Annotated in this window: 24 protein-coding genes and 1 tRNA gene; 12 read left to right on the top strand and 13 right to left on the bottom strand. The window is 40.6% G+C overall.

Features of this window, described 5'->3' with window-relative positions:
* Nucleotides 1–8: 8 nt before the first annotated feature.
* Nucleotides 9–2,231 carry a TonB-dependent receptor gene (locus CWC02_RS06020; RefSeq protein ID WP_138617005.1) on the bottom strand — a complete coding sequence of 741 codons (2,223 nt, stop codon included), beginning with the start codon at nt 2,229–2,231 and terminating at the stop codon, nt 9–11.
* A 389-nt stretch (nt 2,232–2,620) separates the two neighbouring features.
* Here CWC02_RS06020 and CWC02_RS06015 point away from each other — a divergent pair, with 389 nt between their 5' ends.
* Nucleotides 2,621–3,463: a VOC family protein gene (locus CWC02_RS06015; RefSeq protein WP_249364080.1), complete on the top strand. Its 843-nt coding sequence runs from the start codon at nt 2,621–2,623 to the stop codon at nt 3,461–3,463.
* The gene (locus CWC02_RS20735) at nt 3,463–3,615 is read left to right on the top strand and encodes a hypothetical protein (protein ID WP_166338975.1); all 153 of its coding nucleotides are present in this window, start codon (nt 3,463–3,465) and stop codon (nt 3,613–3,615) included. Before CWC02_RS06015 ends, CWC02_RS20735 begins: the two co-directional genes overlap by 1 nt.
* Nucleotides 3,616–3,656: 41 nt before the next feature.
* Here CWC02_RS20735 and CWC02_RS06010 read toward each other — a convergent pair whose 3' ends face one another.
* From CWC02_RS06010 to rlmE, 8 genes are all read right to left on the bottom strand, one after another.
* Nucleotides 3,657–4,601, bottom strand: a complete 945-nt coding sequence (locus tag CWC02_RS06010; protein WP_138617003.1) for a general glycosylation pathway protein — start codon at nt 4,599–4,601, stop codon at nt 3,657–3,659.
* A 197-nt stretch (nt 4,602–4,798) separates the two neighbouring features.
* Nucleotides 4,799–4,883: transfer RNA gene (locus CWC02_RS06005), tRNA-Leu, on the bottom strand.
* Nucleotides 4,884–4,959: 76 nt separating this feature from the next.
* A complete protein-coding gene (secG, locus tag CWC02_RS06000; protein WP_054551698.1) occupies nt 4,960–5,307 on the bottom strand; it encodes a preprotein translocase subunit SecG in 348 nt (115 codons plus the stop codon).
* 1 nt (nt 5,308) lies between these two features.
* Nucleotides 5,309–6,058, bottom strand: coding sequence for a triose-phosphate isomerase (gene tpiA / locus CWC02_RS05995; protein ID WP_054551699.1), 750 nt, complete (start codon nt 6,056–6,058; stop codon nt 5,309–5,311).
* Between the two features lie 69 nt (nt 6,059–6,127).
* Entirely contained in the window at nt 6,128–7,483 is a 1,356-nt protein-coding gene (glmM, locus tag CWC02_RS05990) for a phosphoglucosamine mutase (RefSeq protein ID WP_054551700.1), read from the bottom strand.
* Entirely contained in the window at nt 7,476–8,324 is an 849-nt protein-coding gene (gene folP / locus CWC02_RS05985; protein ID WP_138617001.1) for a dihydropteroate synthase, read from the bottom strand. The genes glmM and folP overlap by 8 nt, the downstream gene beginning before the upstream one ends.
* A gap of 114 nt (nt 8,325–8,438) precedes the next feature.
* Nucleotides 8,439–10,376, bottom strand: a complete 1,938-nt coding sequence (gene ftsH, locus CWC02_RS05980; protein ID WP_138616999.1) for an ATP-dependent zinc metalloprotease FtsH — start codon at nt 10,374–10,376, stop codon at nt 8,439–8,441.
* A 66-nt stretch (nt 10,377–10,442) separates the two neighbouring features.
* Entirely contained in the window at nt 10,443–11,072 is a 630-nt protein-coding gene (gene rlmE / locus CWC02_RS05975) for a 23S rRNA (uridine(2552)-2'-O)-methyltransferase RlmE (RefSeq protein WP_054551703.1), read from the bottom strand.
* An 89-nt stretch (nt 11,073–11,161) separates the two neighbouring features.
* Here rlmE and yhbY point away from each other — a divergent pair, with 89 nt between their 5' ends.
* A complete protein-coding gene (gene yhbY / locus CWC02_RS05970) occupies nt 11,162–11,458 on the top strand; it encodes a ribosome assembly RNA-binding protein YhbY (RefSeq protein ID WP_054551950.1) in 297 nt (98 codons plus the stop codon).
* 106 nt (nt 11,459–11,564) lie between these two features.
* Here yhbY and CWC02_RS05965 read toward each other — a convergent pair whose 3' ends face one another.
* A complete protein-coding gene (locus tag CWC02_RS05965; RefSeq protein ID WP_138616997.1) occupies nt 11,565–12,713 on the bottom strand; it encodes a serine hydrolase domain-containing protein in 1,149 nt (382 codons plus the stop codon).
* A gap of 115 nt (nt 12,714–12,828) precedes the next feature.
* Here CWC02_RS05965 and CWC02_RS05960 point away from each other — a divergent pair, with 115 nt between their 5' ends.
* The 6 genes from CWC02_RS05960 (at nt 12,829) to CWC02_RS05935 (ending at nt 18,566) form a co-directional block, all read left to right on the top strand.
* Entirely contained in the window at nt 12,829–13,635 is an 807-nt protein-coding gene (locus CWC02_RS05960) for a hypothetical protein (protein ID WP_138616995.1), read from the top strand.
* A gap of 163 nt (nt 13,636–13,798) precedes the next feature.
* Nucleotides 13,799–14,638 (top strand): MipA/OmpV family protein, encoded by an 840-nt coding sequence (locus CWC02_RS05955; RefSeq protein WP_138616993.1) that lies wholly within the window; start codon nt 13,799–13,801, stop codon nt 14,636–14,638.
* The gene (locus CWC02_RS05950; protein ID WP_054551707.1) at nt 14,628–15,017 is read left to right on the top strand and encodes a DUF3019 domain-containing protein; all 390 of its coding nucleotides are present in this window, start codon (nt 14,628–14,630) and stop codon (nt 15,015–15,017) included. Before CWC02_RS05955 ends, CWC02_RS05950 begins: the two co-directional genes overlap by 11 nt.
* A 13-nt stretch (nt 15,018–15,030) precedes the next feature.
* On the top strand, nt 15,031–15,738 hold the full coding sequence (locus CWC02_RS05945) for a response regulator (protein WP_054551708.1): 708 nt from the start codon (nt 15,031–15,033) through the stop codon (nt 15,736–15,738).
* Nucleotides 15,739–15,750: 12 nt separating this feature from the next.
* The gene (locus tag CWC02_RS05940; RefSeq protein WP_138616991.1) at nt 15,751–17,040 is read left to right on the top strand and encodes a sensor histidine kinase; all 1,290 of its coding nucleotides are present in this window, start codon (nt 15,751–15,753) and stop codon (nt 17,038–17,040) included.
* A gap of 173 nt (nt 17,041–17,213) precedes the next feature.
* The gene (locus CWC02_RS05935) at nt 17,214–18,566 is read left to right on the top strand and encodes a sodium-dependent transporter (RefSeq protein WP_138616989.1); all 1,353 of its coding nucleotides are present in this window, start codon (nt 17,214–17,216) and stop codon (nt 18,564–18,566) included.
* Nucleotides 18,567–18,598: 32 nt separating this feature from the next.
* On the opposite strand, the gene CWC02_RS05930 is transcribed toward CWC02_RS05935, so the two are convergent.
* Nucleotides 18,599–19,039, bottom strand: a complete 441-nt coding sequence (locus tag CWC02_RS05930; RefSeq protein ID WP_371352058.1) for a GNAT family N-acetyltransferase — start codon at nt 19,037–19,039, stop codon at nt 18,599–18,601.
* 66 nt (nt 19,040–19,105) lie between these two features.
* The gene (locus CWC02_RS05925; protein WP_054551711.1) at nt 19,106–19,849 is read right to left on the bottom strand and encodes a sporulation protein; all 744 of its coding nucleotides are present in this window, start codon (nt 19,847–19,849) and stop codon (nt 19,106–19,108) included.
* A 221-nt stretch (nt 19,850–20,070) separates the two neighbouring features.
* Between CWC02_RS05925 and CWC02_RS05920 the strand changes: the two genes are divergently transcribed.
* From CWC02_RS05920 to CWC02_RS05910, 3 genes are all read left to right on the top strand, one after another.
* Nucleotides 20,071–21,642 carry a cation:proton antiporter domain-containing protein gene (locus CWC02_RS05920; RefSeq protein ID WP_054551712.1) on the top strand — a complete coding sequence of 524 codons (1,572 nt, stop codon included), beginning with the start codon at nt 20,071–20,073 and terminating at the stop codon, nt 21,640–21,642.
* Between the two features lie 283 nt (nt 21,643–21,925).
* Entirely contained in the window at nt 21,926–22,207 is a 282-nt protein-coding gene (locus CWC02_RS05915; RefSeq protein ID WP_054551713.1) for a hypothetical protein, read from the top strand.
* A gap of 138 nt (nt 22,208–22,345) precedes the next feature.
* The gene (locus CWC02_RS05910) at nt 22,346–22,564 is read left to right on the top strand and encodes a DUF3820 family protein (protein WP_054551714.1); all 219 of its coding nucleotides are present in this window, start codon (nt 22,346–22,348) and stop codon (nt 22,562–22,564) included.
* 108 nt (nt 22,565–22,672) lie between these two features.
* Here CWC02_RS05910 and CWC02_RS05905 read toward each other — a convergent pair whose 3' ends face one another.
* Nucleotides 22,673–23,920: an ATP-binding protein gene (locus CWC02_RS05905; protein ID WP_054551715.1), complete on the bottom strand. Its 1,248-nt coding sequence runs from the start codon at nt 23,918–23,920 to the stop codon at nt 22,673–22,675.
* Between the last annotated feature and the right edge of the window lie 5 nt (nt 23,921–23,925).

The following is a 23,925-nucleotide window of genomic DNA, read 5'->3' as shown; positions in this document are numbered from 1 at the left end:
GTTAGTAATTAAAGCTCAAATTCTTTTTTGAATTTTAAGCCAAATTCACTGCGGTCATTGCTGCGCATTACGCCAACAAAACCAGATTGTTGTAATCGACCTACATCGTATACTTCGTTTAACACGTTCTCACCGTAAAGAGTCACTTCAAAGTCACCGTTCGGGTTTAAGTAAGAAATGTTGAAACCCACTAATTCACGAGAATCAATGTGTTCACTTTGGTTGTAAACTGATTGACCTTGCATATCGCTACGGTATGAATAGTTAGCGTTTACTGCCACTGTGCCACCGTTACTTAAATCAATGAAATAAGAAGGAGCGACCATCACAGTCCAACGTGGTGTAAGTGCTGGCGAGTCACCTTTACCAATACCTAATACGCCGTCATCTACTTCTGTGATTTCTGAATCTAGGTAACCAATTGCGCTACGAAGCGTAAAGTCATCTGTAAACGCAATTGTTGTTTCAAGCTCGATACCTTGTGCTTTAGACTCACCCGCATTTTCTACGATAGTAACGAAACCGCCACCTGCAGTTGGATCTGAGAATGGTAATGCTAGGTCTGTGTAGTCAGTAACAAACACCGCAAGCATCATAGATACATCTTCGTGTACTTGACCTTTAAGGCCTAGCTCGTAGTTAATTGCTTTTGTTTCATCGAAAGAAACAAATTGATCAGGACCACCAAATGGACGCGGTGGGAAACCACCTGTTTGATAACCTTTTTGGATTTGGCCATACACGTTCATGTTATTGCTAAGCTGGTACGACGCATTTAAATCCCATGTTACTGCATCAAAATCAGCACTTACGTATTTGCGTGTTGCAAACGTTGGGAATAAGGCATCGGCTTCTTTTTTATCTTTCGAATAACGAAGACCACCGCCCACTGTTAAATCGTCGCTTAGGTCATAGCTTGCATTGATATAAGCTGCGTATGAGTTAGTCTCTTGGTTGATATCAAAGTAACCGTAATCACCAAAAGACGCAGTAGTACCGTCGTTCAAAAGGCCATCTGGTGTGTTGAATGGGCTAAATACAAACGGACCAGAACTTGTGAAGCCATCTTCATTAAAGAAGTATAAGCCAGACACAAAGTCCATATTATCGAAGCTACCATTTAACTGGATTTCGAATGAATATTGATCTGCACCGCCTTCTTCAGGGAACTCTGATAAGTTAAGGGCAACAGCGTCATCATCAAGACCCCCTTCGTATTCTGAGCTACGGTAGCTTGTGATAAACTTAGCTGTATAGGTGTTATTGATATCCCAATCAGCTGTTAATGAAGTACCCCAGCCTGAGTAAGCCGTCGACTCAATACCCGCTACCGTCGTTGCTAAATCATCAGGATCGCTCGGTAACATGTCTTCTGTAAGTAATGGGAAATCACCATTGAATGGGTCATTCGGGTCAAGTGGCGCCGTTAGCTCAATTGTGTATGGTGATTGGCCTGATTCGTTATCAACACCATCAATTGAGAACACAAAAGATAAATCGCTACTTGCTTGCCATTTAAGCGCCATACGACCACTTAACTCTTGCTCTTCACCAATTTCTTTCTCTGGGTTAGCAAGGTTAATCGCTTCACCTACACCATCGCGTTGTTTATAAGACACGCTTGCCGACATGCTTACAGTGTCTGTAAGGCTGTTATTAAAGTAAACGTCACCGCCTAAACGACCACGGCTACCTACTTTTGCATTTGTAGTCACAATGCCTTCATCACCCGGTTGCTTAGTAATAATATTTACTGCACCACCTAATGTGTTGCGACCGTACAAAGTACCTTGTGGACCACGTAATACCTCTACACGCTCAACATTTGGTAATGATAAGTTAGAGCCCATTTGGCGACCAAGGTAAACGCCATCTAAGTAAACACCTACACCCGGATCAGTTGTGATCACATGGTCTTGTAAACCAATACCACGAATGAATACAGATGCATGTGCCGCATTACCTACACCGTAACGAGTGATGTTTAGGTTAGGTACGTATTTGCCAATGTCTTCTAGGTTACTCATGTTCGCTTTATCAATCAGGTTTTCACCGATTGATGTCACTGCTGTTGGCGACTCAAAAATGCTTTCTGTACGCTTACGCGCTGTTACTTCGATTTTTTCGAAAGCATCTTGTTTAGCAGTGGTTTTTTCTTGCTCAGCAAAGGCTGAAGTAGATAATGCAGCAACAATAGCTACAGTTAACTGTGAGAGGTGACGTAATTTCAATTAAAACTCCAAAGGATACCGTGTGTGTGTATTTTTACCCGTAAATTTCAGGCATAAAAAAAGACGCTTAGGTGTAAGCATCTTTCCTCTGGAGGGGTATTATATGTCAGTTTTGTGAAAATATGTATAATTTTTTTAATTTAATGCTGATTATATTAATTTAAACAATTAAATGTATGACAATTTGAATAATCTCTTCATTTAAATGACTATTGCAATTAAAATTATTGCGCAAATTCAAAGAGTAACATAACGGCAGTATAAATTTATCCTATTCCCACGCATTTAGTAGTAGTTAGATTATTCTATCGTAACACTTCAATTTGATTGAATTTCAAACAAGTAATAGTCTATGCTTTTATTTGATCCCATTTTGCAAGGAGCAAATTTTGAAATTACTCACCCCCTTTCGTGCTGCAATTTTAATGGCAGTCGCTGCGGTCTCATTGACCGGTTGCCAGCTTTCTTCAAGCGAACTACCCGCAATCAGTGATTCAGGAACAAAGAACTCAGGTCACGTAGTGTGGCATGATTTGATCACACCTAATTTGGCACAATCTCAAGCATTTTATGCCAGCGTGTTTGGATGGCAATTTCAAGCCGTTAACGACAGCTACACGCTGGCATCATTAGATGGAAAATTAATTGCAGGTATGGCAGAACTCGATAATAAACAAAATGCCAGCCATTGGCTGAGCCTTATCAGTAGTAAAGACATCGCTGGCGTTAGTGAAAAAACTATCAAAGCCGGAGGTAAAGTCTTAGTAAGCAGTACCGAAATTAAAGGCCGTGGCACTATTGCTGTATTAGAAGATCCACAAGGAGCTGTTTTTTCACTGATCAATGCCGTAAATGGTGACCCTGAAACTCAGCAAACTGATAACGGCTGGATTTGGCAAGAAGTATGGAGTGATAACCCAGAGCAGAGCAAAGCCTTTTACCAATCACTTGGTAATTATTCAGCACAAAGTAAACCGCTTAAAAATGGCAATTACAGCTACTTAGCCTTAAATGGCACACCTGCGATTGGCTTTGTAAAAAAACCAGATGCCGAGATTGGTAATACATGGGTGAATTACATTAAAGTAGCCGATATTGATGCAACCCTATTAAAAGTAACCTCGGCAGGCGGCATCGTATTGATGGCACCAAGTGACAAAGTACGAAGTGGCAGTGTCGCAATTATTCGTGATCCAGCGGGTGCTGGTATTGTTATTCAGGAACAAATGTAATGAATAAAAAAATAATTCGCCTAGCTGCTCTTGCGGCTGTAGTGTTAGTTTTAAATGCCTGCACCCCCTATGCAAGCCTAGATATTAATGCGCCGTTTAAAGTAGGCCCTGTGTACGTTAACCCAAGTATTGGCATTGGCGGTACACTTTAATCAATTTCAGGGCACTGCGTTTTAAACAAAGCGCCCTATCATTAGTGTTTTACTTTTAAGCGCTGTACCTGGGTCAGCACATCTTCAGCTTTGGCGCCTAGGTAAACGTAAATTGCCAGTGCAATCAACAAACCTACCACAGCAAACATCATCAATACAGCAGGTATAACATACTCAGTTTGCCCGAGTGCTGCTTTAAACATGGTTAGTAAGGCTTCTATCGATACTGCAATCAAAATTGTTGAGATAAAGCGTGTGATCGTACGTCTTGTTGAGCTGTGGCGAAAAATATCCTTATGCATGAGGATTTCTTCTTCTAGAATTGTTTTACCTAAATCAAAAATAGCCAACGCTAAAGTAACAAAGATAATAATAGTAAATGGTTTAAGCGGGTCTGACTGGGTGTCTTCGCTAATCACTAAGTCCACCATTCCAGCAAACACTTTATATAACAGATAGAACACCAAGCAAAACAAACAAGTGACAATCAAGCCATAACCTACCTTAAAGTAAGGTGTCATTCTGGCTCGTTTTGTGTCTCCCATAATAAATTCAATCAGTTCTGTTAAACACACATCGATGACTAAGAACTGCTGCAGATTATTACCTGCGGGAATTGTTTTAATAACAGAAATACACAAGTGCTTTGTCGCCGTGGAAATATACGGCGATGTAAAGTGCGGCTCCGGCGTAGCAGAAGCGAGTAAAAAATAAGGTCGAGCGCTTAAATCCTGCCCTGCACCAATATGAGTGAGCTTCTTTTTATATTGACGCTTAAAGCAGACATTATCACCTTGCTGAATGCCTTGTTCATTCAAGCAATATTGCAATTCTAGAAATGGATATTGATTAACGAGCTGTTGATAGGCTTGCTTGTTAGTCAACGATGCCTGAATGCTGGCAAGTATAGAAAGAAGCAGTTCATGAATAAGCTGTTGTTTCTCTTCATAACGTTCTATAGCACTTAAATAACTCATTCTGGCCATCTTGCTTCCTCAAAGTAGTGATATCAACTCTAGTTAAGCAAGGAAGACTCCAATTTTTATTTCAATTAATAATCAATTAGTTAATTTCGTGCACGGGAATGACATTAGAATAAAAGCACTATAAAGGTGCGCATTTTATTTTATGAAGCACTAAAACGAAAAAAGCTGTAACTCAGTGAGTTACAGCTTTTTAATTTTGGTGCGGATGGGGGGACTTGAACCCCCACGGCCGAAGCCACCACCCCCTCAAGATGGCGTGTCTACCAATTCCACCACATCCGCATACAATTCTGTATGTTGTTAAGCTTTAAGTTTACTTGAGGAATGAAAACTGCTTAACGCTAATTAGCAAAGCTAATTAGTTAGGTACGTCAGACGTTTTATCTTCTGTCGCAGGCACATCAGATTGTGCTGGCGTTACAGTTTCAACAGCTGGCGCAGCTTCTAGGTTTTCCCACTCATCAGTCTTTTTGATTTGACCTGCAGTAAGGTTACCTAGAACAATACTTAGTACGAAGAAGATCGTTGCTAAGATTGTTGTTGTTTTAGTCATGAAGTTACCAGCACCTGATGAGCCAAACACGGTACCAGAAGCGCCAGCACCAAATGATGAACCCATATCTGCGCCTTTACCTTGTTGGATTAAAACCATACCAACTAATGCTAAAGCAACAATTAAATAAACTACTAATAAAATTTCGTACATCTTATACGGTCCCTTTTGCACTTTCACAGATAGCAGTAAATGAATCTGCTTTAAGACTGGCACCACCAATAAGGCCGCCGTCTATATCTGGTTGTGCAAATAATAATTCGCTATTTTTTTCATTCACGCTACCACCATATAAGATGGTTAATTGCTGTGCTACATCGCTATCCGAAGAAGCAATCTTCTCGCGGATAAACTTGTGCACGGCTTGCGCTTGCTCAGGAGAGGCAGTCTTACCTGTGCCAATGGCCCAAACGGGCTCGTATGCTACCACAGAATTCTTCAGTGCTGCTACACCTAATTTGCTAATTACAGCATCAATTTGAGCTGCAACCACTAATTCAGTTTCGTTTGCTTCACGTTGCTGCTCGCTTTCACCCACACATAGGATAGGAGTTAAGCCAACTTGCTGCGCTCGCGCAAACTTATCTGCAACAACGTCATCTGACTCACCGTAAATGCTACGACGTTCAGAATGGCCAACTAACGTATAAGCTGCGCCTAGGTCTTTGACTAGCTGAGCATCTACTTCACCCGTAAATGCGCCTGCTTGATTTTCAGAGACTGTTTGCGAACCAAACGTGACGTTTTGTTGCTGCAAAGAACTCAACAATGGGAATGGTGGAAACACCACTATATCCAGTTCATCCGTTTGAACATTTTTAATAGCAGTTGATAACTGTTCAACAAGCTCTAAAGAGCCGTTCATTTTCCAATTACCTGCGACCATCGGCTTACGTGTTGCCATTATTCCACTCCACATTTGAAAGCGGGCAAGATACTAACTCGACTTGCCCGAAGTTACAAGAGGTTATTGTTATGCCTCGGTTTGTTTGCTCACAGTTTCGACAACTTCAGCTATTTTGCGAGCACTATCAAGTACAACTTTTTCTTGCTCAGCTTCAACCATTACTCGAACAACAGGCTCTGTACCTGATTTTCGAAGTAATACTCGGCCTGTATCACCTAATTGCTCTTCAACATGCGCTACCATCTCAACTACAGCTTGATCTTGCGTTGGATCGGTACCTTGTGGGTAACGAACATTGATCATTTTCATTGGGTACTTTGTAAAACCTGCCCCTAAGTCTTGCAACGTTTTATTCTGTGCAACCATTGCCGCTAACACTTGCAAGCTTGAGATAATGCCGTCACCCGTGCTGATTAAATCAAGATTTAATACATGGCCTGAGCTCTCACCACCGATTTTCCAGCCATTTTCTTGCAGTAGTTCCATCACGTAGCGGTCGCCTACTTTACTACGAGCAAAGCCAATACCGCGCGCTTTTAATGCATTTTCAAGGCCCATGTTAGACATAACAGTGCCAACAACACCCCCACCTAAAATATCGTCATTAGCGGCTTGGCAAGCAATGATATAAACAATGTCATCACCATCAAATACACGACCATTGTGGTCAACCATCATTACTCGGTCACCATCACCATCGTAGGCAATACCAACATCAGCATTGTGTTCTAATACTTTGCGTTTAAGCGTTTCAACATGGGTTGCACCACACTCTAGGTTGATATTTACCCCGTTTGGCTCACAAGCATGACAGATAACGTCAGCACCTAACTCACGCATTACTGACGGTGCAATGTGGTATGTAGCACCATTTGCGCAATCGAGTACAATTTTTAAACCTTCAAGCGATAAGCCTTGTGGGAATTGGCTTTTACAAAATTCAATGTAACGACCATCAGCCGTTTCTAAACGACGCGCTTTACCAAGTTTGTCAGAGGCAACGCAGGTCATTGGCTCATCCATCATGGCTTCAATTTCAAGCTCAACATCATCTGGTAATTTTAAGCCTCTGCTTGAAAAGAATTTAATTCCGTTATCATGGTAAGGGTTATGAGATGCACTAATTACAATACCCGCTTCAGCACGGAACGTTTGCGTTAAATAAGCAACCGCCGGCGTTGGCATTGGGCCTAACAAAACAACATCGATACCAGCGGCGATTAAGCCAGCTTCAAGTGATGTTTCAAGCATATAGCCAGAAATACGGGTGTCTTTACCAATAATGACTTTTTTGGTACCAATTTTTGATAAAACGCGACCTGCAGCCCAACCAAGCTTAAGCGCAAACTCTGGAGTGATTGGGAATTCACCCACCATGCCACGTACACCGTCCGTGCCAAAATATTTTCTTGTTTTACTCATTTGTAATTCCTTTAGTACATGCTTGCCAAACGCTAAGCACATCAACTGTTTCTTGTACGTCATGAACGCGAATGATTTTTGCACCATTTTGTGCAGCTATCAGCGCACCGGCAAGGCTTCCCGCTAAGCGTTCATTGGTATCTCTATTTAATAAATTACCGATCATTGATTTACGAGATAATCCCGCAAGAACCGGTAATTTGAATTGGTTAAATACATCAAACTTATTTAAGATTTGGTAATTATGAGCCAGTGTTTTACCAAAGCCAAAACCTGGATCTAAAATAATACGTTCAGACTGAATGCCCGCTTGCTCACACACGGCTAAACGCTCTGCAAAGAATTCGTTAATATCAGCAAATAAATCATCATAATATGGGTTACTTTGCATCGTACGAGGCTGACCTTGCATATGCATTAAACAAATTGCCACCTCAGGGTATTGTGCTAATACCTCTATTGCCCCTGGCTCTTGCAAAGCTCTGACATCATTAATGATATCAGCCCCTGCAATTATCGCTTGGCGCATTACCTCACTTTTGCTGGTATCAATAGAAATAATACAGTCGCTGGATGCTCTTAGCGCTTTAACTAAAGGGATAACGCGTTCAAGCTCATCCTCAAGAGATACATCAGGTGCCCCAGGGCGGGTTGACTCACCACCTATATCAATTATTTTTGCGCCTTGATTTAATAACGTTTTAGCTTGTTTGACAGCGCTGTCGAGTTGACAATAACTACCACCATCAGAGAATGAATCAGGAGTGACATTTAAAATCCCCATAACAACAGGGGAATCGAGGCGTAAAATGCGACCTCGCGGTAATTTAAGAGCGGTCATTTTTACTTAAACTTCCATGCGTTTGCTTCACTGGACTCCACTGGAATAGTGAGCCAATTTTATGCTACAAAAAAGCCCCGGCATCCGGGGCTTTTGCTTTTTATATTCTAGCGATTATTCAGCTTTGTCATCAAGGCTTGTTTCATCCTTTTTTACTGAATCATCAGATTTAGTTTCATTAACTACATGCTCAGCTTTCGCACTCGGCTTTTTATCGTCTGAACGGCGGTCATGAACATCACGTGGCTCACGTACAGGCTGACGTGCCATTAAGTCATCAATTTGACCCGCATCGATCGTCTCATACTTCATGAGTGCATCTTTCATTGCATGTAAGATATCAATGTTATCTTTAAGGATTTGCTCTGCACGTTGATAGTTACGGTCTGAGAATAAACGAACTTCGCTGTCGATAACTTTTGCTGTTTCATCAGACATGCTCATAGCACGGCTACCGCCGCCACCCATGTACATTTCGTTTTGATCTTCAGCGTAAAGTAACGGACCAAGTTTTTCACTTAGACCCCATTGGGTAACCATTTTACGAGCAATATCTGTTGCACGTTCAATATCGTTACTTGCACCGGTTGTCACTTTATCTTCACCGTAGATAAGTGCTTCAGCGATACGACCACCGTAAAGACTCGAGATCATTGACTCTAATAGCTCTTTTGAATGGCTTACACGATCTTGCTCAGGCAGGTACATAGTGACACCTAAAGCACGACCACGAGGAATGATAGACACTTTATACACTGGATCATGTTCAGGCACCATGCGACCAACAATCGCGTGACCCGCTTCATGGTAAGCAGTCATTTCTTTTTCCTGCTCACTCATCACCATGGTCTTGCGCTCTGCGCCCATCATGATTTTATCTTTTGCAGCGTCAAATTCTGCCATGCTTACAACGCGTTTGTTACCACGGGCTGCATATAAAGCGGCTTCGTTAACTAGGTTTGCAAGGTCAGCACCAGAGAAACCAGGTGTACCACGTGCAATTACCGCAGCTTCAACGTTGTCACCTAATGGCACTTTACGCATGTGAACTTTAAGGATTTGTTCACGGCCTCGAATATCAGGAAGACCAACAACAACTTGACGGTCAAAACGGCCAGGACGTAATAGCGCAGGGTCTAATACATCAGGGCGGTTCGTTGCAGCGATAACGATAATACCTTCATTACCTTCAAAGCCGTCCATTTCTACAAGCATCTGATTTAGCGTTTGCTCACGCTCATCGTGACCACCACCCATGCCAGCGCCACGTTTACGGCCTACTGCATCGATTTCATCAATAAAGATGATACAAGGTGCTGCTTTTTTAGCTTGCTCGAACATGTCACGTACACGTGATGCACCAACACCAACAAACATTTCTACGAAATCAGAGCCTGAAATTGTGAAAAACGGCACTTTAGCTTCACCAGCTACCGCTTTAGCTAGTAATGTTTTACCTGTACCAGGAGGACCAACCATCAACACACCTTTCGGGATGCTACCACCTAGCTTTTGGAATTTTGATGGGTCACGTAAGAAGTCTACAAGTTCAGTTACATCTTCTTTCGCTTCGTCACAACCAGCAACATCAGCAAACGTTGTTTTAACTTGGTCTTCACTCATCAGGCGCGCTTTACTCTTACCGAAAGACATCGCGCCTTTACCGCCACCACCTTGCATTTGACGCATGAAGAAAATCCACACACCAATAAGCAGTAACATCGGGAACCAAGAGATTAAAATGCTGGCGAGGAATGACTGCTCTTCTGGCTTAACGCCTTTGACATTAACGTTGCTTTTTAAAAGATCATTCAAGATGTCTTTATCATACATAGGCATGATGGTTTGAAAGCGCTCACCATTTGTTTTAGTACCAGTAATCGTACCAGTGGTGCTTTCAATTGAGACTTCTTGGATAGCGCCACTGCGAGCGTCGCTAACAAATTGAGTGTAACTTGTTTGGCGATCTGCCTGATCACCACCATTAAAGCTCTGGAACACTGACATTAGCACTACTGCAATGACCAGCCAGAGTATTAGATTTTTCGCCATATCGCTCAAGGAGTTAACCTCTTGTATCCAATTAATTTAAATTCAACTTAACGCAGCACAACTGTACTACAGTTTGTAACCTGTCGCCACTATATATACTTCCCGAGAGCGGGCACGTGACGCATCGGGCTTTCTAATTTTCACTGCTTTAAAGCTATTACGTACTTCTTGTAAGTATTGATCAAATCCTTCACCTTGGAAGACTTTGACACAAAACGCACCATTTTTCTTTAAAACTTGGTGGCACATATCTAATGCTAATTCGACTAAATACATACTACCCGCTTGGTCCACTGATGTATTACCACTCATATTGGGTGCCATATCAGAAAAAACTACATCAACATTTTTTCCGTCAATACGTGTTAATAGTGCATCAAGTACCGCTTCTTCACGAAAGTCACCTTGCAAGAAATCAACACCTGCTAAGGAATCCATAGGCAAGATATCACAAGCAATAACCTGACCTTTATCACCAACCTTTTCAGCTAAATACTGTGACCAACTTCCTGGCGCAGCACCTAAATCAACCACCGTCATCGATGGTTTGATTAATTTATCTTTGTTTTGAATTTCGTCTAATTTGAATACCGCACGAGAGCGCCAACCTTTCTTTTGCGCTTCGTGAACATAAGGATCGTCGAAATGTTCCTTCAGCCAACGCTTAGAACTGGCTGAATGTTTTTTATTTGCCATAAAATTAATACGTAACTAATTAGTAATATTCTCTAGATGGCGTTAGAATACCCTTAATTCAAGCCATATTCAGCAAAATTTGTAACATGATGAAATTATCGAACAAACAAAAGCAGTTTTTAAAAGGCCAAGCGCACAGTTTAAAACCTGTTGTATTACTTGGTGCAAACGGATTAACCGAAGGCGTTTTAGTTGAAATCGAAAGCGCTCTTGAAATCCATGAGTTAATCAAAGTTAAAGTTCCTACAGATGAACGTGAAACTAAAACATTGATTTTTGATGCAATTGTTCGCGAGACAGGCGCAACAAAACTACAAACAATTGGTCATACAATTGTACTGTATCGTCAAAGCGAAGAGAAAAAGATTCAATTACCGCGCGGTTAATCCTGCCTTGTGGAGTTTCGAATCAGAAAAAGCCAGCAAATTTGCTGGCTTTTTTGTAGGCAAAAATAATTTTCCATTAATTTGTAACTAAACTTTTTTACCTAAGCTATTTTTGCTCTCGCGTGAATTTAAGAACCCGATTGATAAACTCGGTAGTAAGCTCGTTAATTAACCCAGTTTCGGCATTAAGAACTAAGCTAAACCCGATGTTTAGATGCGGAAATACAACAATATCGCTGCGATAACCTTGTACCCAACCGCTATGGTAGTAAAGCACTTCATCATCATAATCATAAACACGCCAACCTAATCCATAATAAGCATCTTTTACATGTTCACGCCAAACCCTACGACGAGTTTCTTTTTTAGTATGTGTGTAAGGGCGGGTTTGTTTGATCAATGCCTCGAGTGGTAATACGTCAGGGTATTGCCCTAACTGTGCATTCAACCAAATCGCCATGTCATTTGCGCTGGCGTTCACTCCTGCAGCCGCAGGCACTTTATAATAGTTTTTCTTCAAGCGTGATGTATACCATCGTTTTCTGCCGCGCACATGAGGGTGAGCATAATTATCATCTTTCACCATCCCCTCAAAACCAACACTCGCATCCGCCATTTTTAATGGTGCAAAAATATACTCCGAAATCCAGTGTGAGTAATCCATCTGTGTTGATTGATAAATCACAGAATCAATCAAGCTAAACATCACATTTTGATAACCGTAACATTCACTTGGTTTGCAGATAGGCTCAACAGTCAATAGCCGCTCGACAATATCTGGGTAGCTCATACGCGACTCAATTAGGTTATCGTATGCGTTAGGTACCAAGCCACTAGAGTGACTCAATATGTGATAAATTTTTAAGTCATCTTTATAATCAGTATTAGCAAAAGCAGGAATAAACTTACTGATAGGGTCATCAATATTAAACTCCCCTTGTGCTGCCAGTTTAGCGGTTAATGAACCCGCAAAGGTTTTTGAGACGGATGCCAATCGAAAGCGGGTATGTTTATCGACTCTGCGGCCTTTTTCTATTTTTGTTCGACCAATACCGTTAATAAAATCATCATGACCAATATTTACAATTGCCAATGAGCCACCTGGGATCCCTTTACTTTTTAGTTTTCGGGTGAGGTGTTTATTATAATCAGCAACGAATGTTTGCCATTGCTTATCACTCGAAGCAGCTTCACCACTAACAAAAAGCAGTGTTAAAGAAAAAAGAAAGGAAATTAAAAATAAGCTGTACTTCATTATTTATTTTTTTAAGTCTGTTTAGGAAGTTTCTTATAACATAATATCATGAACTTTTGCCTCGACTAACGTACAATACGCTTAATCTTAATTATTTATGGGTAGATTATTTTTTATGCGCTTATTCGTGCTTTTATTTTTTGTTTTAATTTCAGTCGGTTGCGCCCTTAAACCAGAGCCAGCGCCGTTACTTACAATGCCAAAAAAACCGAGCTTACAGAGCCAGCGTTTTCAAGTTGAGTATCAAACAGAGCATGCATCACCTAAAGTAAAATCGGTACAGCTACCAGCTCATACAGTAAGTAAAAATCAAACCGTCATGATAGTTGCCGACAAAACCAGTGTCACAGATACACTGTACTCTCAACTAACTGAGGCACTTACAGCTAAGCAGTTAAAAGTCGTAGCCGAAAGCGCACAAGCAGATTATACCCTATCTATCCATCAGCTTGATCTTGAGCTTATTGAAGAAACAGAATACCAATTGGTGAAACCCAAAAAGCCACTTTCTTTATTCGATGAAGTCGCCAAGCAATACCCTGTTCAACAATGTGCGACTATTTTAGGCCAAGTAAGTATGCGTTTAACTCATAGAAAAACCGGTGATGTCGTGTGGTTTGCAAAATCGTCAATTGATAGCGCAAGCTTTCACCGCGAGCCGCTAATCTACAGCTTTGAGCAACAACAACTAATAAAGAATGAACTTGAAGTAGCCAGTTTTGTGCATGAGCAAAATTCAGAGCAAGCACGTATGGCACGTGTGAATAAAGACGTGACGATACCTGAGTATCAGACCATTACACGCATGGACATGTTAAAAAAAGAACAAGGCCCGTGTACCCGTACTGAAGTTAGTGCTCTTACGCCTATGATGCAATACTATCTTAGCAGTATCTTAATCGATAAAATCAAAGTTCAATAAGTAACTTTCGCTGTTTGTCTGCCCATAGGCAAACAGCGCCCTTCACTATCTCCTCAACATCATTTCATTCGTCTGTTGCTACATTTTTTTACAGATTACAGGAACTCATTAACAATATACTATATGCTATTACCCTTTCTTACAGACAGACAAGGAAGCCACGTTGCGAGCTCAAAGTACCCTATTTTTAATATGTTTAACCTTGCTAAGTGCCCCAAGCCTAGCAAGTAATCGCTATTATGCCGACAATACACTAGAGCCTAGCCAAGGCTTTGCATGGGACTGGGGCATAGGCGCTGGGTATTACATTGAAGACTCGTATCTAATAGGCATGGACTCTTACAATGATGGCTTTGAACCAGATATTCACCTTGCCATTACTTACAACAATTTTTACCTTGATTATGATCAAAGCCAACTTAGTGGTGGTTTGACTCTGGGTTATAGTGTTATCGACAAATTTGAATGGGGCTTAGACCTAGTAGGCACAAATGTTCAATCTGGTTTTGATGATACAGGCTTAACTTTTTACGGTGACGAAGTCATCGCAGAACTCGAAGGTATAAAAAGCCGTAATTATGATTTTGATGTTGGCCTTCGCCTATCACGCCGTTTCGAAAACTCACAAATCTCATTTGAGTATTTACATGATGTTTCTGGTACCCACAACGGCTGGGTGATGAATTCATTTTTTAGTCAGATTATCCCTTGGCGAAATTGGGAGTTCCGCTCTGGTGTTGGCTTAAGTGCTTACTCTAATGATTTTACTGACTATTACTTTGGAATTTCACCATCAGAATCTTTATTAACACGCCCTGTCTATGATCCTGATACCTCGTACAGTTTAATTTTTGAATTCCATGCTGAATACCCTATAAATAGGCATTGGGTGTTTCTAACTGGCTGGCTTTCAACCTGGTTTTCTAAAGACATTCATCAAAGCCCAATTATTTCGCAAGAGTATCAGCATAAAGCCAAGGTAGGCGTGCGTTATGTTTTTTAAGTATTGTGTAACGTTAACAATATTATTTGCAAAACCCGTGTTTGCCCAAGATCAAGCAAATACAGATAATGCGTTAGTTGCATTGCCTGATACATGCGTAGCCTTACGTGAAGGTAGAAATTGCTTTGCCGAGGTGGATATAACCTGGCAACAACATAATACTGGCAATTACTGCTTACGCAACGCTCAAAGTAAGCACATTATGCAATGCTGGTTAATGCAACAAAAAGGGCTATTTAGATACCAGTTTGATTCTGCTGAAAGTATTGGTTTCGAGCTAATAAATAGTAATAACGGTAAAGTTGTCGCAAGCACAGAAATACAATTGCAATGGGTCTATAAAAATCGTCAGAAGAAACGACGCTGGCGATTGTTTTAACTAGGAGTGAATAATGGAACATTATGGGACCATCTTATTGGTTGAAGATGATATATCTCTTGCCAATTGGGTTGCAGAATATTTAATCGAACAAGGCTACCAAACAACACTATGTCAACGCGGTGACCAAGTTGTTGAGCAAGTACGTAAAACAAACCCAGACTTGGTTTTGTTAGATATTATGCTACCAGGACAAGACGGTATTAGTGTGTGCCGTGACTTAAGGCAGTTTTATCAAGCCCCAATTATTATGCTAACCGCTCGTGATGATGAAATGGATGAAGTGATTGGCCTTGAAGTGGGTGCAAGCGATTATATGATGAAGCCCGTTCGTCCCCGTGCATTATTAGCACGTATTAAAGCGGCACTGCGCTCTAAAACTGATACGCAAGAGTCAACAGCCAACTCTGAACTAATAAATGTGGGTAAGTTATCAATTAATACTGAATCACGTACCGTTTACTTGGCAGATGAAGAAGTTCATATTTCAAGTGCTGAATACCTTCTACTCCATTACTTAGCAAGTAATGCAGGCCAAGTTGTATCCCGCGACTCTGTGTTTAAAGCGACGAAAGGTCGAGAGTATGATGGCTTAGACAGAAGTGTGGATGTGCTCATTTCATCGTTACGTAAAAAATTTAATGATGACCCACAACACCCTGAAAAAATTAAAACCATCTGGGGCAAAGGCTATTTACTTGTTGCCACGGCATGGCAATAGCATTGAGCGCCTGTGAAAAAGTTTTATCTTTCGCTACTTGGTAGTGCTTTACTTTCAATCATTGTTTTGGGTTGGCTAATTGATGCTTTCAGTCAGCAAACCCAAGCTCCTCAAGATGTGTTTTCTAGCGAAACACAAATGATTAAAGGTTTTGCAAAACAAATCGCCAAGCTTGACGCTAAACAGCGCGAGCAAGCTATCACGGATATTAATCAAGACTTTGCAGTGCAACTTGAGTATCGCCCGACGCAATCGCTTGCACTTCACCATTCTCTATTATCACAAATAACCCAACCTAGCGGTCTGATCCTCGAAGATCAACAAGGCTACTATTTACTTTATAGTGAAGCCGCTTTAGGCACGCACCACTTAAAAATGCGTTTAGATAAAGACTTAACACACGAACAAGGCAACGATGTGTTACTCACCTTGTTGTTCTACGCTGGGTTATGCGTATTTATGGGCTTTATCATTGCGCCACTAGCCAAGCGTTTAACCGTTTTAAACGAAGCAGCAAAACGCTTTGCCAAAGGCGATTTAAAAAGTCGTATTCACTTATCTCATTTTACCTATATCAAAGATGTTGAGCTAACATTCAACCGTATGGCTAGCCAAATCGAAAAACTGCTTGATGAAAATAAGTTGATGGCATCGAGTTTATCTCACGATATTCGCACACCTATCGCCTGCTTGCGGTTTGGTCTTGAAGCAGCGCAAGATTGTAGTAGTGAAGAAAAGCGCCTTGAGTATCTTGCTCGCATGGAAAACGACTTAGATCAAATGGAGTCAATGCTAAAGAGTTATCTGGCATTTGCTACCCTTGAGCAAAAAGCGAATCAATTGACCTTCAATCATTCTGATTTAGAAACCTACATCCTTACACTCATTCATCAAATTGAACCTAAAGTAGAACAACATGGCTTACGCATTAATCACCGCGTTGAAGGCGAAGATATTTGTGCTGATTTGCACTGGTTAGCTCGGGCCATTGTTAATTTATTAAGTAATGCTTGCGACTTTGCTGAATCTGAAATTTTACTCAGTGCAACCAGTACCAGTGAACTCGTTACCATAAAGGTTGAAGATGACGGCCCGGGTGTCAGCGAACAAAACTGGCAAAAAGTATTTAGTCCATTTTTCCAAGAACAAACACATCGAAATCGGGATGGAGAAAGCTACGGGCTAGGTTTAGCCATTGTCGCTAAAGTTGCTGACTGGCACCACGGCACCGTCAGCGTTACAAAGAGCGAACAGCTCAGAGGCGCGTGTTTTACTCTTTCAATTCAAAATAAAAGCCTTTAAACATGTTTCAATTACGTTAATTGTCTCGTATTGTAGAGAACAATTGCACGAAATGTACGCTGACTTCAAAGATAACAATATATAGAACGAATTTGACCTAGATTAACTCTTTTTATTTAGTGTTAATTCAAGTAGATTGTCAGCGCCGTCACAAATAGAGAAGTAACAATAATATGAGCGCATCACGTGGGGAGTTCAGCTCCCGCTTTGGATTTATTATGGCAGCAGCAGGCTCTGCTGTTGGCTTAGGAAATATTTGGGGTTTCCCAACACAAACTGCAAGTAATGGCGGTGCCGCATTTTTAGTGGCTTATTTAGTGTTAGCATTTTGTCTTGCTTATCCTGCTTTAATGGCTGAGTTAGTGATTGGTCGTCATGGTCAAGCTAATGCAGTTACTTCACTTCGAAAAGTAACAAATCAAGCATGGCAAAAAAAGTTTGCCTTCATAGTTGGCTTTGGCGGTATTATTTGTGCGGGCCTAATCCTAAGCTTCTATGCGATAGTGGCTGGCTGGATGCTGAGCGCTACACTTGAACCCGCAGCACAATTAGTGGGGCAAGAGCAAGCTAGCACTTGGCTTAGTGAGCAGTCACTATCAAGAAACCTTATATTAACTGCTACATTTATTATTTTAACCGTTGCGATTATCTCTAAAGGCGTCGAAAACGGCATTGAAAAATGGTCGAAGCGCTTAATGCCTGCCCTGTTAGGTATTTTGTTTATGCTGATCATCTATGTAATGACTCAAGATGGCGCAATGGCAGGCCTAAAAGCGTATTTAGTGCCAGACTTTTCATCGATTTTAAACCCTGAGTTATTAGTGAATGCGTTAGGGCAAGCATTTTTCTCACTATCGCTTGGTACCAGCGTAATGATCATCTACGGCTCATACATCAGCAAAAAAGAGAACTTAGTATCGTTAGGCGCTTATGTGACTTTAATCGATGTGTTCATTGCATTTGTTGCCGGTTTACTCATTATTCCTGCGATGTATGTAGCACAGGCACAAGGTGTTGAGATTTTCTCTGCAGAAGGTGCACTACTTTCAGAAGATACCTTAGTATTCCAAGTTCTGCCGGCACTTTTCACCAGCATGGGTGATGTGGGTATTTTTGTTGGCTTTGCTTTTTTCGCGTTAATGAGTATTGCAGCGTTAACCTCATCGATTTCGATGCTAGAAGCACCTGTTTCCTATGCTGTTGAACGCTTTGCGTTAAAGCGTGTGCAAGCAACATGGATCATTGGCGGTATTATTGCGCTCATTAGTTTTACAATTGTCTTTAACTTAGGCACCTTGTTTGGCTTTGTGATCACCTTAACCACTAAGATTGGTCAACCGATTCTAGGCTTAATGTGTTGTATTTTTGTTGGTTGGATTTGGCATCGCGCGTCGTTACTAAAAGAAATTCAACAAGGGTGCCCTGAAGCTGCCAATAGCTTCTTCTGGAAAGTATGGCCATGGTATATCAAGTTTATTTGCCCACTAGCCATTTCACTGGTATTTGCTAACTCTCTGTTAAGCTAAAAAAATGTTTATGTTTGAAGTGGCCATTTAGGCTACTTCAAACACATATCTTGATGTGGAATGCCATCTTCTAGGTAATCATCGGCCACATTTTCAAAACCAAATTGCTGATAAAACCCTGTTAGATAACACTGAGCACCAATCATAATCGCTTTGTCAGGCCAATGCTCTTTACATGTGTCTATCGCAGTTTGCACCAACTTACTCGCCAAACCTTCACCACGAAATTGCTCTGCTACCAGCACACGACCAAATGCGCTAAATTGCTCATTCTTTTTATAGCATCGTGCATAGGCTGCCACCTTCAGGCCTTTGAACAAGAACACATGTTGGGTCAGTTCATTGTTATCTACTTCATCAATTTCTGGGTAAGGGCAAGTTTGCTCTACCACAAATACATCAACCCGCGCCCGTAAAATGGCAAATAACTCATCTTTACTGAGTTCGTTATAACTTTTAATAGAAAACATAATGCTCCTTAATGAAGACAAAAAACCCAGCCGTAGCTGGGTTTTAACTCGCTATTCAGTCGTTAATCTTTAAGCAAATAATCGCTCTAGCTGATCACACAGCTGCGACAGGTTTACATGATCATGCTCAATCGTTAAATCGACATAACCGTCCCCCCTAAAGGCACGGTCAAGCTCGATTAATACATGAGTTTTATGTGCTTCAGGCACAAACGACAACTCAATCTCTTGTAAGCCAAATAGGCTTCGGCTATTTGGGCGATATTCAAGTTCTTGATAACAGCCTGAATGCGATTGAAAAGTAGGCGCTTTTAAATAACCCTTTTCTACATCTGCTTTCACTAAGCTAAAACCAAGTCTATCCATCGCTTCCATTAACGTGCTCACGGCATCATTAGGATAAATGTGTAATGCATCACGATCAGTGGGATCAAGGGCTAGATCAATGTCTAAGCCTGTTTCAAGCCAAACATGCGATTGGTTATAACCAGCGTTAATTTCAGTGATCGGGGTTTCAGAATGTAGGCGTGCTTCAAATGGGATATGCTTTTCAGCGCCCGCGGCAATCATGCCAATATCTGTAATTCGCCATTTTTCTATCACATGGTTTGTAAAATACTCACCGTCATCACTTTCAACTTTCACACGGGTCATAAGTGCTAGGTCTAAACCCGAAATTTCTTGATCAACATCACCACCTTTGATGACTATCACGGCATTAAATTTTTGACCAGGTTGTAAATGCTCTGTCTCAAGTACAGTGTCAACTTTTGCTGCACCAATACCTACTGATGCAAGGATTTTCTTAAACATCTATTCTCCTTAAGCCAGCTTCTTAGTTATGGCTTAAATTCCTTTGTTAATGCATCTTAACCACAATTAAAAGCTATTGTCAGCGAAAAAATGTTGCTTTTGGCGGATTAATCAATAAATCATGGATAAGTGCTTATTTTTTGAACTCTTCTTGCTCGATATTGTTTTCCAATAACGAATATTTCGCTACACTGCTAGCAAATGAAGCTAAAAGAACAATTATGGAACTTATCTACTTTGCTACCGCTTTCGTGTTTGGCTTTGCCATTTATCAATTAAAGCTACCTCCTCTCATCGGCTTTTTATTAGCAGGCTTTGCGCTTAATCTTTATGGCTATAAAACAACCGAACTACTAAATACATTAGCAAACCTCGGTGTAACACTATTACTTTTTAGCATAGGTCTAAAACTTAAAGTGTCTAATTTAATGAAACCGCAAGTGTGGGCGCCTGCCTCAATGCACATTGTTCTGAGCAGCACGCTGTTTAGTGGTTTTATGTTACTGCTAGGTGCCCTTGCACTGCCTTTATTTAGTGAACTTACTTGGCAAAGTGCATTGTTAGTCGGCTTTGCTTTTAGCTTTTCAAGTACCGTATTTGCCGTAAAAGTATTGGAAGAACGCGGTGAGATGGCAAGCCTGCATGGTAAAATCGCCATTGGCATTCTAGTTATGCAAGATATCTTCGCTGTTATCTTCTTAGCCATCAGTACAGGTAAAGCACCGAACATGTGGGCACTGGCATTATTAGTGGGATTGCCTATTTTACGTCCAGTGATGTTTTGGGTATTAAATCGCTCAAAACACGGTGAACTATTACCTTTATTCGGGTTTTTCTTTGCACTAGTTTTAGGTTACCAAGCATTTGAATTTGCAGGTCTTAAAGGTGATTTAGGTGCGTTGATTATCGGTATGATGTTCGCATCACACAAAAAAGCAGGTGAGTTATCAAAGTCATTACTGAATTTAAAAGATGTGTTACTGGTTGGCTTTTTCTTAAATATTGGTTTGAATGCCGAACTGACAAGTCACGCAGTGATTGTTGCACTTATCATTATACTCGTCTTGCCACTAAAAGTTGCACTTTATTATGTACTGACAAACGCATTTAAGTTACGTGCTCGTACTTCGTTATTAAGTGCATTTAGCTTAGCCAATTACAGTGAGTTTGGCCTGATCGTTTGCGCAGTTGCAGCTACCAGCAATTTAATTACTTCTGAATGGCTGGCAGTTATGGCTATTGCAGTTTCAATCACATTTGTTTTAGCCTCGCCTCTTAACAAACGATCAAATGAGATTTATGTCAAAATCGAACATTGGCTACTTAAATTTGAAAGTGACAGCCGTCTTGCTGAGGAACTACCTGTTAATTTAAATGATACTAAAATCGTGATATTTGGCATGGGCCGTATTGGCACGGGTGCTTATGAAACGATTAGCCAAACCCATCCAAATCTTGTCGCGGGTATTGATATCAAACCTGATGTAGTAGAAAAGCACATCAAACGCGGTCGTCGGGTATTACTCGCTGATGCAACAGACCCTGATTTTTGGCAACGTGTAAATCATTCACATGTAGGTATGGTAATGCTCGCTATGCCTAAACATATGCAGAATATTTTTGCTTTGGAGCAACTACGAGCCTCAGGTTATCAAGGACAAGTTACTGCAATTGCCAATTATCCAGATCAGCAAAAAGAACTAGAAGATATGGGCGTTGACTCTACTTATAACTTTTATTTAGAGGCAGGAAGTGGTTTTGCAGAGCATGTAAAGCAAAAACTTTTTTCTTAGCACCTAAAATAATTATTGGTACTTAAGGATGGTGCCAATAATTATCTCTAAAATTTTCAGCAAGTTGCATAGTCAGGTTAAAATCACCTGTTTTTTAGTTCCCTTTATTAGGTCAACTCTATTTACAAAGCTTTACATGTAGATTAGCAATCACCAATAAAAAAAGAGTAGAATCCTAAGAGTACTAATAGCTTAGTATCTATTTTTAACACAAAGAAGTGACACAGTATAAGCATATTACGACTAGCATATGCGTAACTGTAAACTGATTAGGGTTGTTTAAATGAAGAATAAGTTTACCAACGAAGTTTTGGCAGACACGGATGATGCGCGTTCTGGGAAACTTTCAGACATTCAGCAGCAGCTTGATGAATTACAACAAAATGGCATGACCCCAATGGATATAAGGGCGGTGCTTTTTAACAAGATGCTCGATATCTATCAGGTACCTAATGATCACTTTCTGAGAGATGCAGAAACACCAGAAAGAATTGATGATCCGTCTATTGCATTGCAATTGCAACAGCTCGGTTTTTCAAAAAAACCTCGATATCAATTACACTAACTACTAGGCATTACTCTAGTAGTATCTATTCTGAGGGCCTACCTCCCTCACTAAATAGGCTGTTTCTTGCCCGTCACAGCCTATTTTCTCTCTTATTTTTACCGTATCATCTAGCTTTAAAATTTCTTTGAGATAAAGATGGATACAGCTGAACTCAAACGTGCCATAAATACTAAGATGCCATTTGGAAAGTATGCTGGCCGCCCTTTATTGTTACTCCCTGAGCCTTATTTAGTTTGGTTTAAACAGCAAGGATTTCCAGACTCTAAATTAGGAGCACAACTGGCGATGATGTATGAAGTGAAGCTAAATGGCCTAGAAAAAATGCTCATGCCATTATTAAATGAAAATAATTAAACTTTTTACGAACTTTTATAAATTGGTGCGGTCTATTACTTTGCTACTTGTTTATTTTTGGTTTTAATCTTTAAAAAGCGCCCTAGGCGCTTTTTTTATGCCTGTAATTTAAAGCGAGTTACTTTTAAATAAATGAATAGTAAATTTAGCTCCACCTAATGGTGAATCACACACCTCAGACTGCCCTTGATGCCAACTAACAATTTTAGCAACAATCGCAAGGCCTAAGCCAAAGCCGCCGGTTTTCTTGTCACGGCTTTTATCTAGACGAGTAAATGGCTTAAAAATACTTTGCCACTCAGACTTAGCTATCCCTGGGCCGTCGTCTTCAACACTTATTTGTATTGAATCACCCAACTCTTCAAGGCTGACATGAATTTTATGGTTTGCGTATTTTTGTGCATTGCCTAATAAATTTTGAATACAACGCGCCATAAAATGCTCGTCACACTCATAGTAAAGCTGCCTAGGCGCACTCACTGCTACATCGATATCAGTAGCAAATTCGAGCTTATTCACGACACTGTTAATAAGCGCTGTAAGGTCACACGAACGTGGCTTTAAGCTTGGTTGATGCGAATCAAGTCGTGCGTATTCAAGCATCTCAGACACTAGCGCTTCAAGCTCAGCAATATCAGCCTGCATATTATCTATATAACTATAAGATTTCTCATTTTCAATTTGCTCTTCAAGCATAGCAACGGCAAACTTTAAACGCGCCAACGGCGTTCTAAACTCATGAGAAACAGAAGAAGTCAGTTCTTGCTGCGCAGCTAGTAGGTACTGAATACGCTCTTGCATAGCATTAAGCGTGCCTGTAATTGGCAAAAAAAATGATTTAGATGCATCACGCAATTCGAAATCTTGCGAGCCGCCTACCGCCTCACAAGCTAAAGTGAGTTTGTTAAAGTCTCGCCAAAGTAACAAGCTCCAAAGACCAATAGGAAGACCAATAATGGCTAGTAATAAAAAATAGGGCCAAACAGAGCTAAAGTTAGGATTTGATATTGAGAGTGGACCAACTTGTAATAGCTGAGTCTCATTAATAGTAATGTACCAAATTACCTTCTGCTGCTGATTAAAAAGATACAGATAGTGATCATTTTGTAATTGTGTTTTGAGGTTTGTTGGTAGAGCGAGATCAGTTAAATCAATTAGCTCGCTATTAAACTCTTGCTGTAATTTAGCTAAGCCATTGTCAGTTTGACTTAATAGCCATAATGATTTACCAAACTCTTGATCTAGAGCGATTTGTTGCTGTGTGTCTTCATAGGGCCATAACTGCTCTATGACCCCACTAACAAGAAACAGAGAAACTATTATGTAAAGATATAAGCTAGCAAACAGTTTCCCCATTAATG

This window comes from Pseudoalteromonas sp. S2721, from assembly GCF_005887425.1.
In the GTDB taxonomy this organism is placed as follows: Bacteria; Pseudomonadota; Gammaproteobacteria; order Enterobacterales; family Alteromonadaceae; genus Pseudoalteromonas; species Pseudoalteromonas simplex.
Note: the sequence above shows the minus strand (reverse complement) of the source record. Positions and strands in the feature narration are given on the sequence as shown.

Bases quoted from the DNA above. Each gene is read 5' to 3' on its own strand.
- CWC02_RS20735 (WP_166338975.1), top strand. From the start codon at position 3,463: ATGAATAAAAAAATAATTCGCCTAGCTGCTCTTGCGGCTGTAGTGTTA.
- CWC02_RS06010 (WP_138617003.1), bottom strand. From the start codon at position 4,601: ATGGCCAGAATGAGTTATTTAAGTGCTATAGAACGTTATGAAGAGAAA.
- secG (WP_054551698.1), bottom strand. From the start codon at position 5,307: ATGTACGAAATTTTATTAGTAGTTTATTTAATTGTTGCTTTAGCATTA.
- tpiA (WP_054551699.1), bottom strand. From the start codon at position 6,058: ATGGCAACACGTAAGCCGATGGTCGCAGGTAATTGGAAAATGAACGGC.
- glmM (WP_054551700.1), bottom strand. From the start codon at position 7,483: ATGAGTAAAACAAGAAAATATTTTGGCACGGACGGTGTACGTGGCATG.
- folP (WP_138617001.1), bottom strand. From the start codon at position 8,324: ATGACCGCTCTTAAATTACCGCGAGGTCGCATTTTACGCCTCGATTCC.
- ftsH (WP_138616999.1), bottom strand. From the start codon at position 10,376: ATGGCGAAAAATCTAATACTCTGGCTGGTCATTGCAGTAGTGCTAATG.
- rlmE (WP_054551703.1), bottom strand. From the start codon at position 11,072: ATGGCAAATAAAAAACATTCAGCCAGTTCTAAGCGTTGGCTGAAGGAA.
- yhbY (WP_054551950.1), top strand. From the start codon at position 11,162: ATGAAATTATCGAACAAACAAAAGCAGTTTTTAAAAGGCCAAGCGCAC.
- CWC02_RS05965 (WP_138616997.1), bottom strand. From the start codon at position 12,713: ATGAAGTACAGCTTATTTTTAATTTCCTTTCTTTTTTCTTTAACACTG.
- CWC02_RS05960 (WP_138616995.1), top strand. From the start codon at position 12,829: ATGCGCTTATTCGTGCTTTTATTTTTTGTTTTAATTTCAGTCGGTTGC.
- CWC02_RS05950 (WP_054551707.1), top strand. From the start codon at position 14,628: ATGTTTTTTAAGTATTGTGTAACGTTAACAATATTATTTGCAAAACCC.
- CWC02_RS05945 (WP_054551708.1), top strand. From the start codon at position 15,031: ATGGAACATTATGGGACCATCTTATTGGTTGAAGATGATATATCTCTT.
- CWC02_RS05935 (WP_138616989.1), top strand. From the start codon at position 17,214: ATGAGCGCATCACGTGGGGAGTTCAGCTCCCGCTTTGGATTTATTATG.
- CWC02_RS05925 (WP_054551711.1), bottom strand. From the start codon at position 19,849: ATGTTTAAGAAAATCCTTGCATCAGTAGGTATTGGTGCAGCAAAAGTT.
- CWC02_RS05920 (WP_054551712.1), top strand. From the start codon at position 20,071: ATGGAACTTATCTACTTTGCTACCGCTTTCGTGTTTGGCTTTGCCATT.
- CWC02_RS05915 (WP_054551713.1), top strand. From the start codon at position 21,926: ATGAAGAATAAGTTTACCAACGAAGTTTTGGCAGACACGGATGATGCG.
- CWC02_RS05910 (WP_054551714.1), top strand. From the start codon at position 22,346: ATGGATACAGCTGAACTCAAACGTGCCATAAATACTAAGATGCCATTT.
- CWC02_RS05905 (WP_054551715.1), bottom strand. From the start codon at position 23,920: ATGGGGAAACTGTTTGCTAGCTTATATCTTTACATAATAGTTTCTCTG.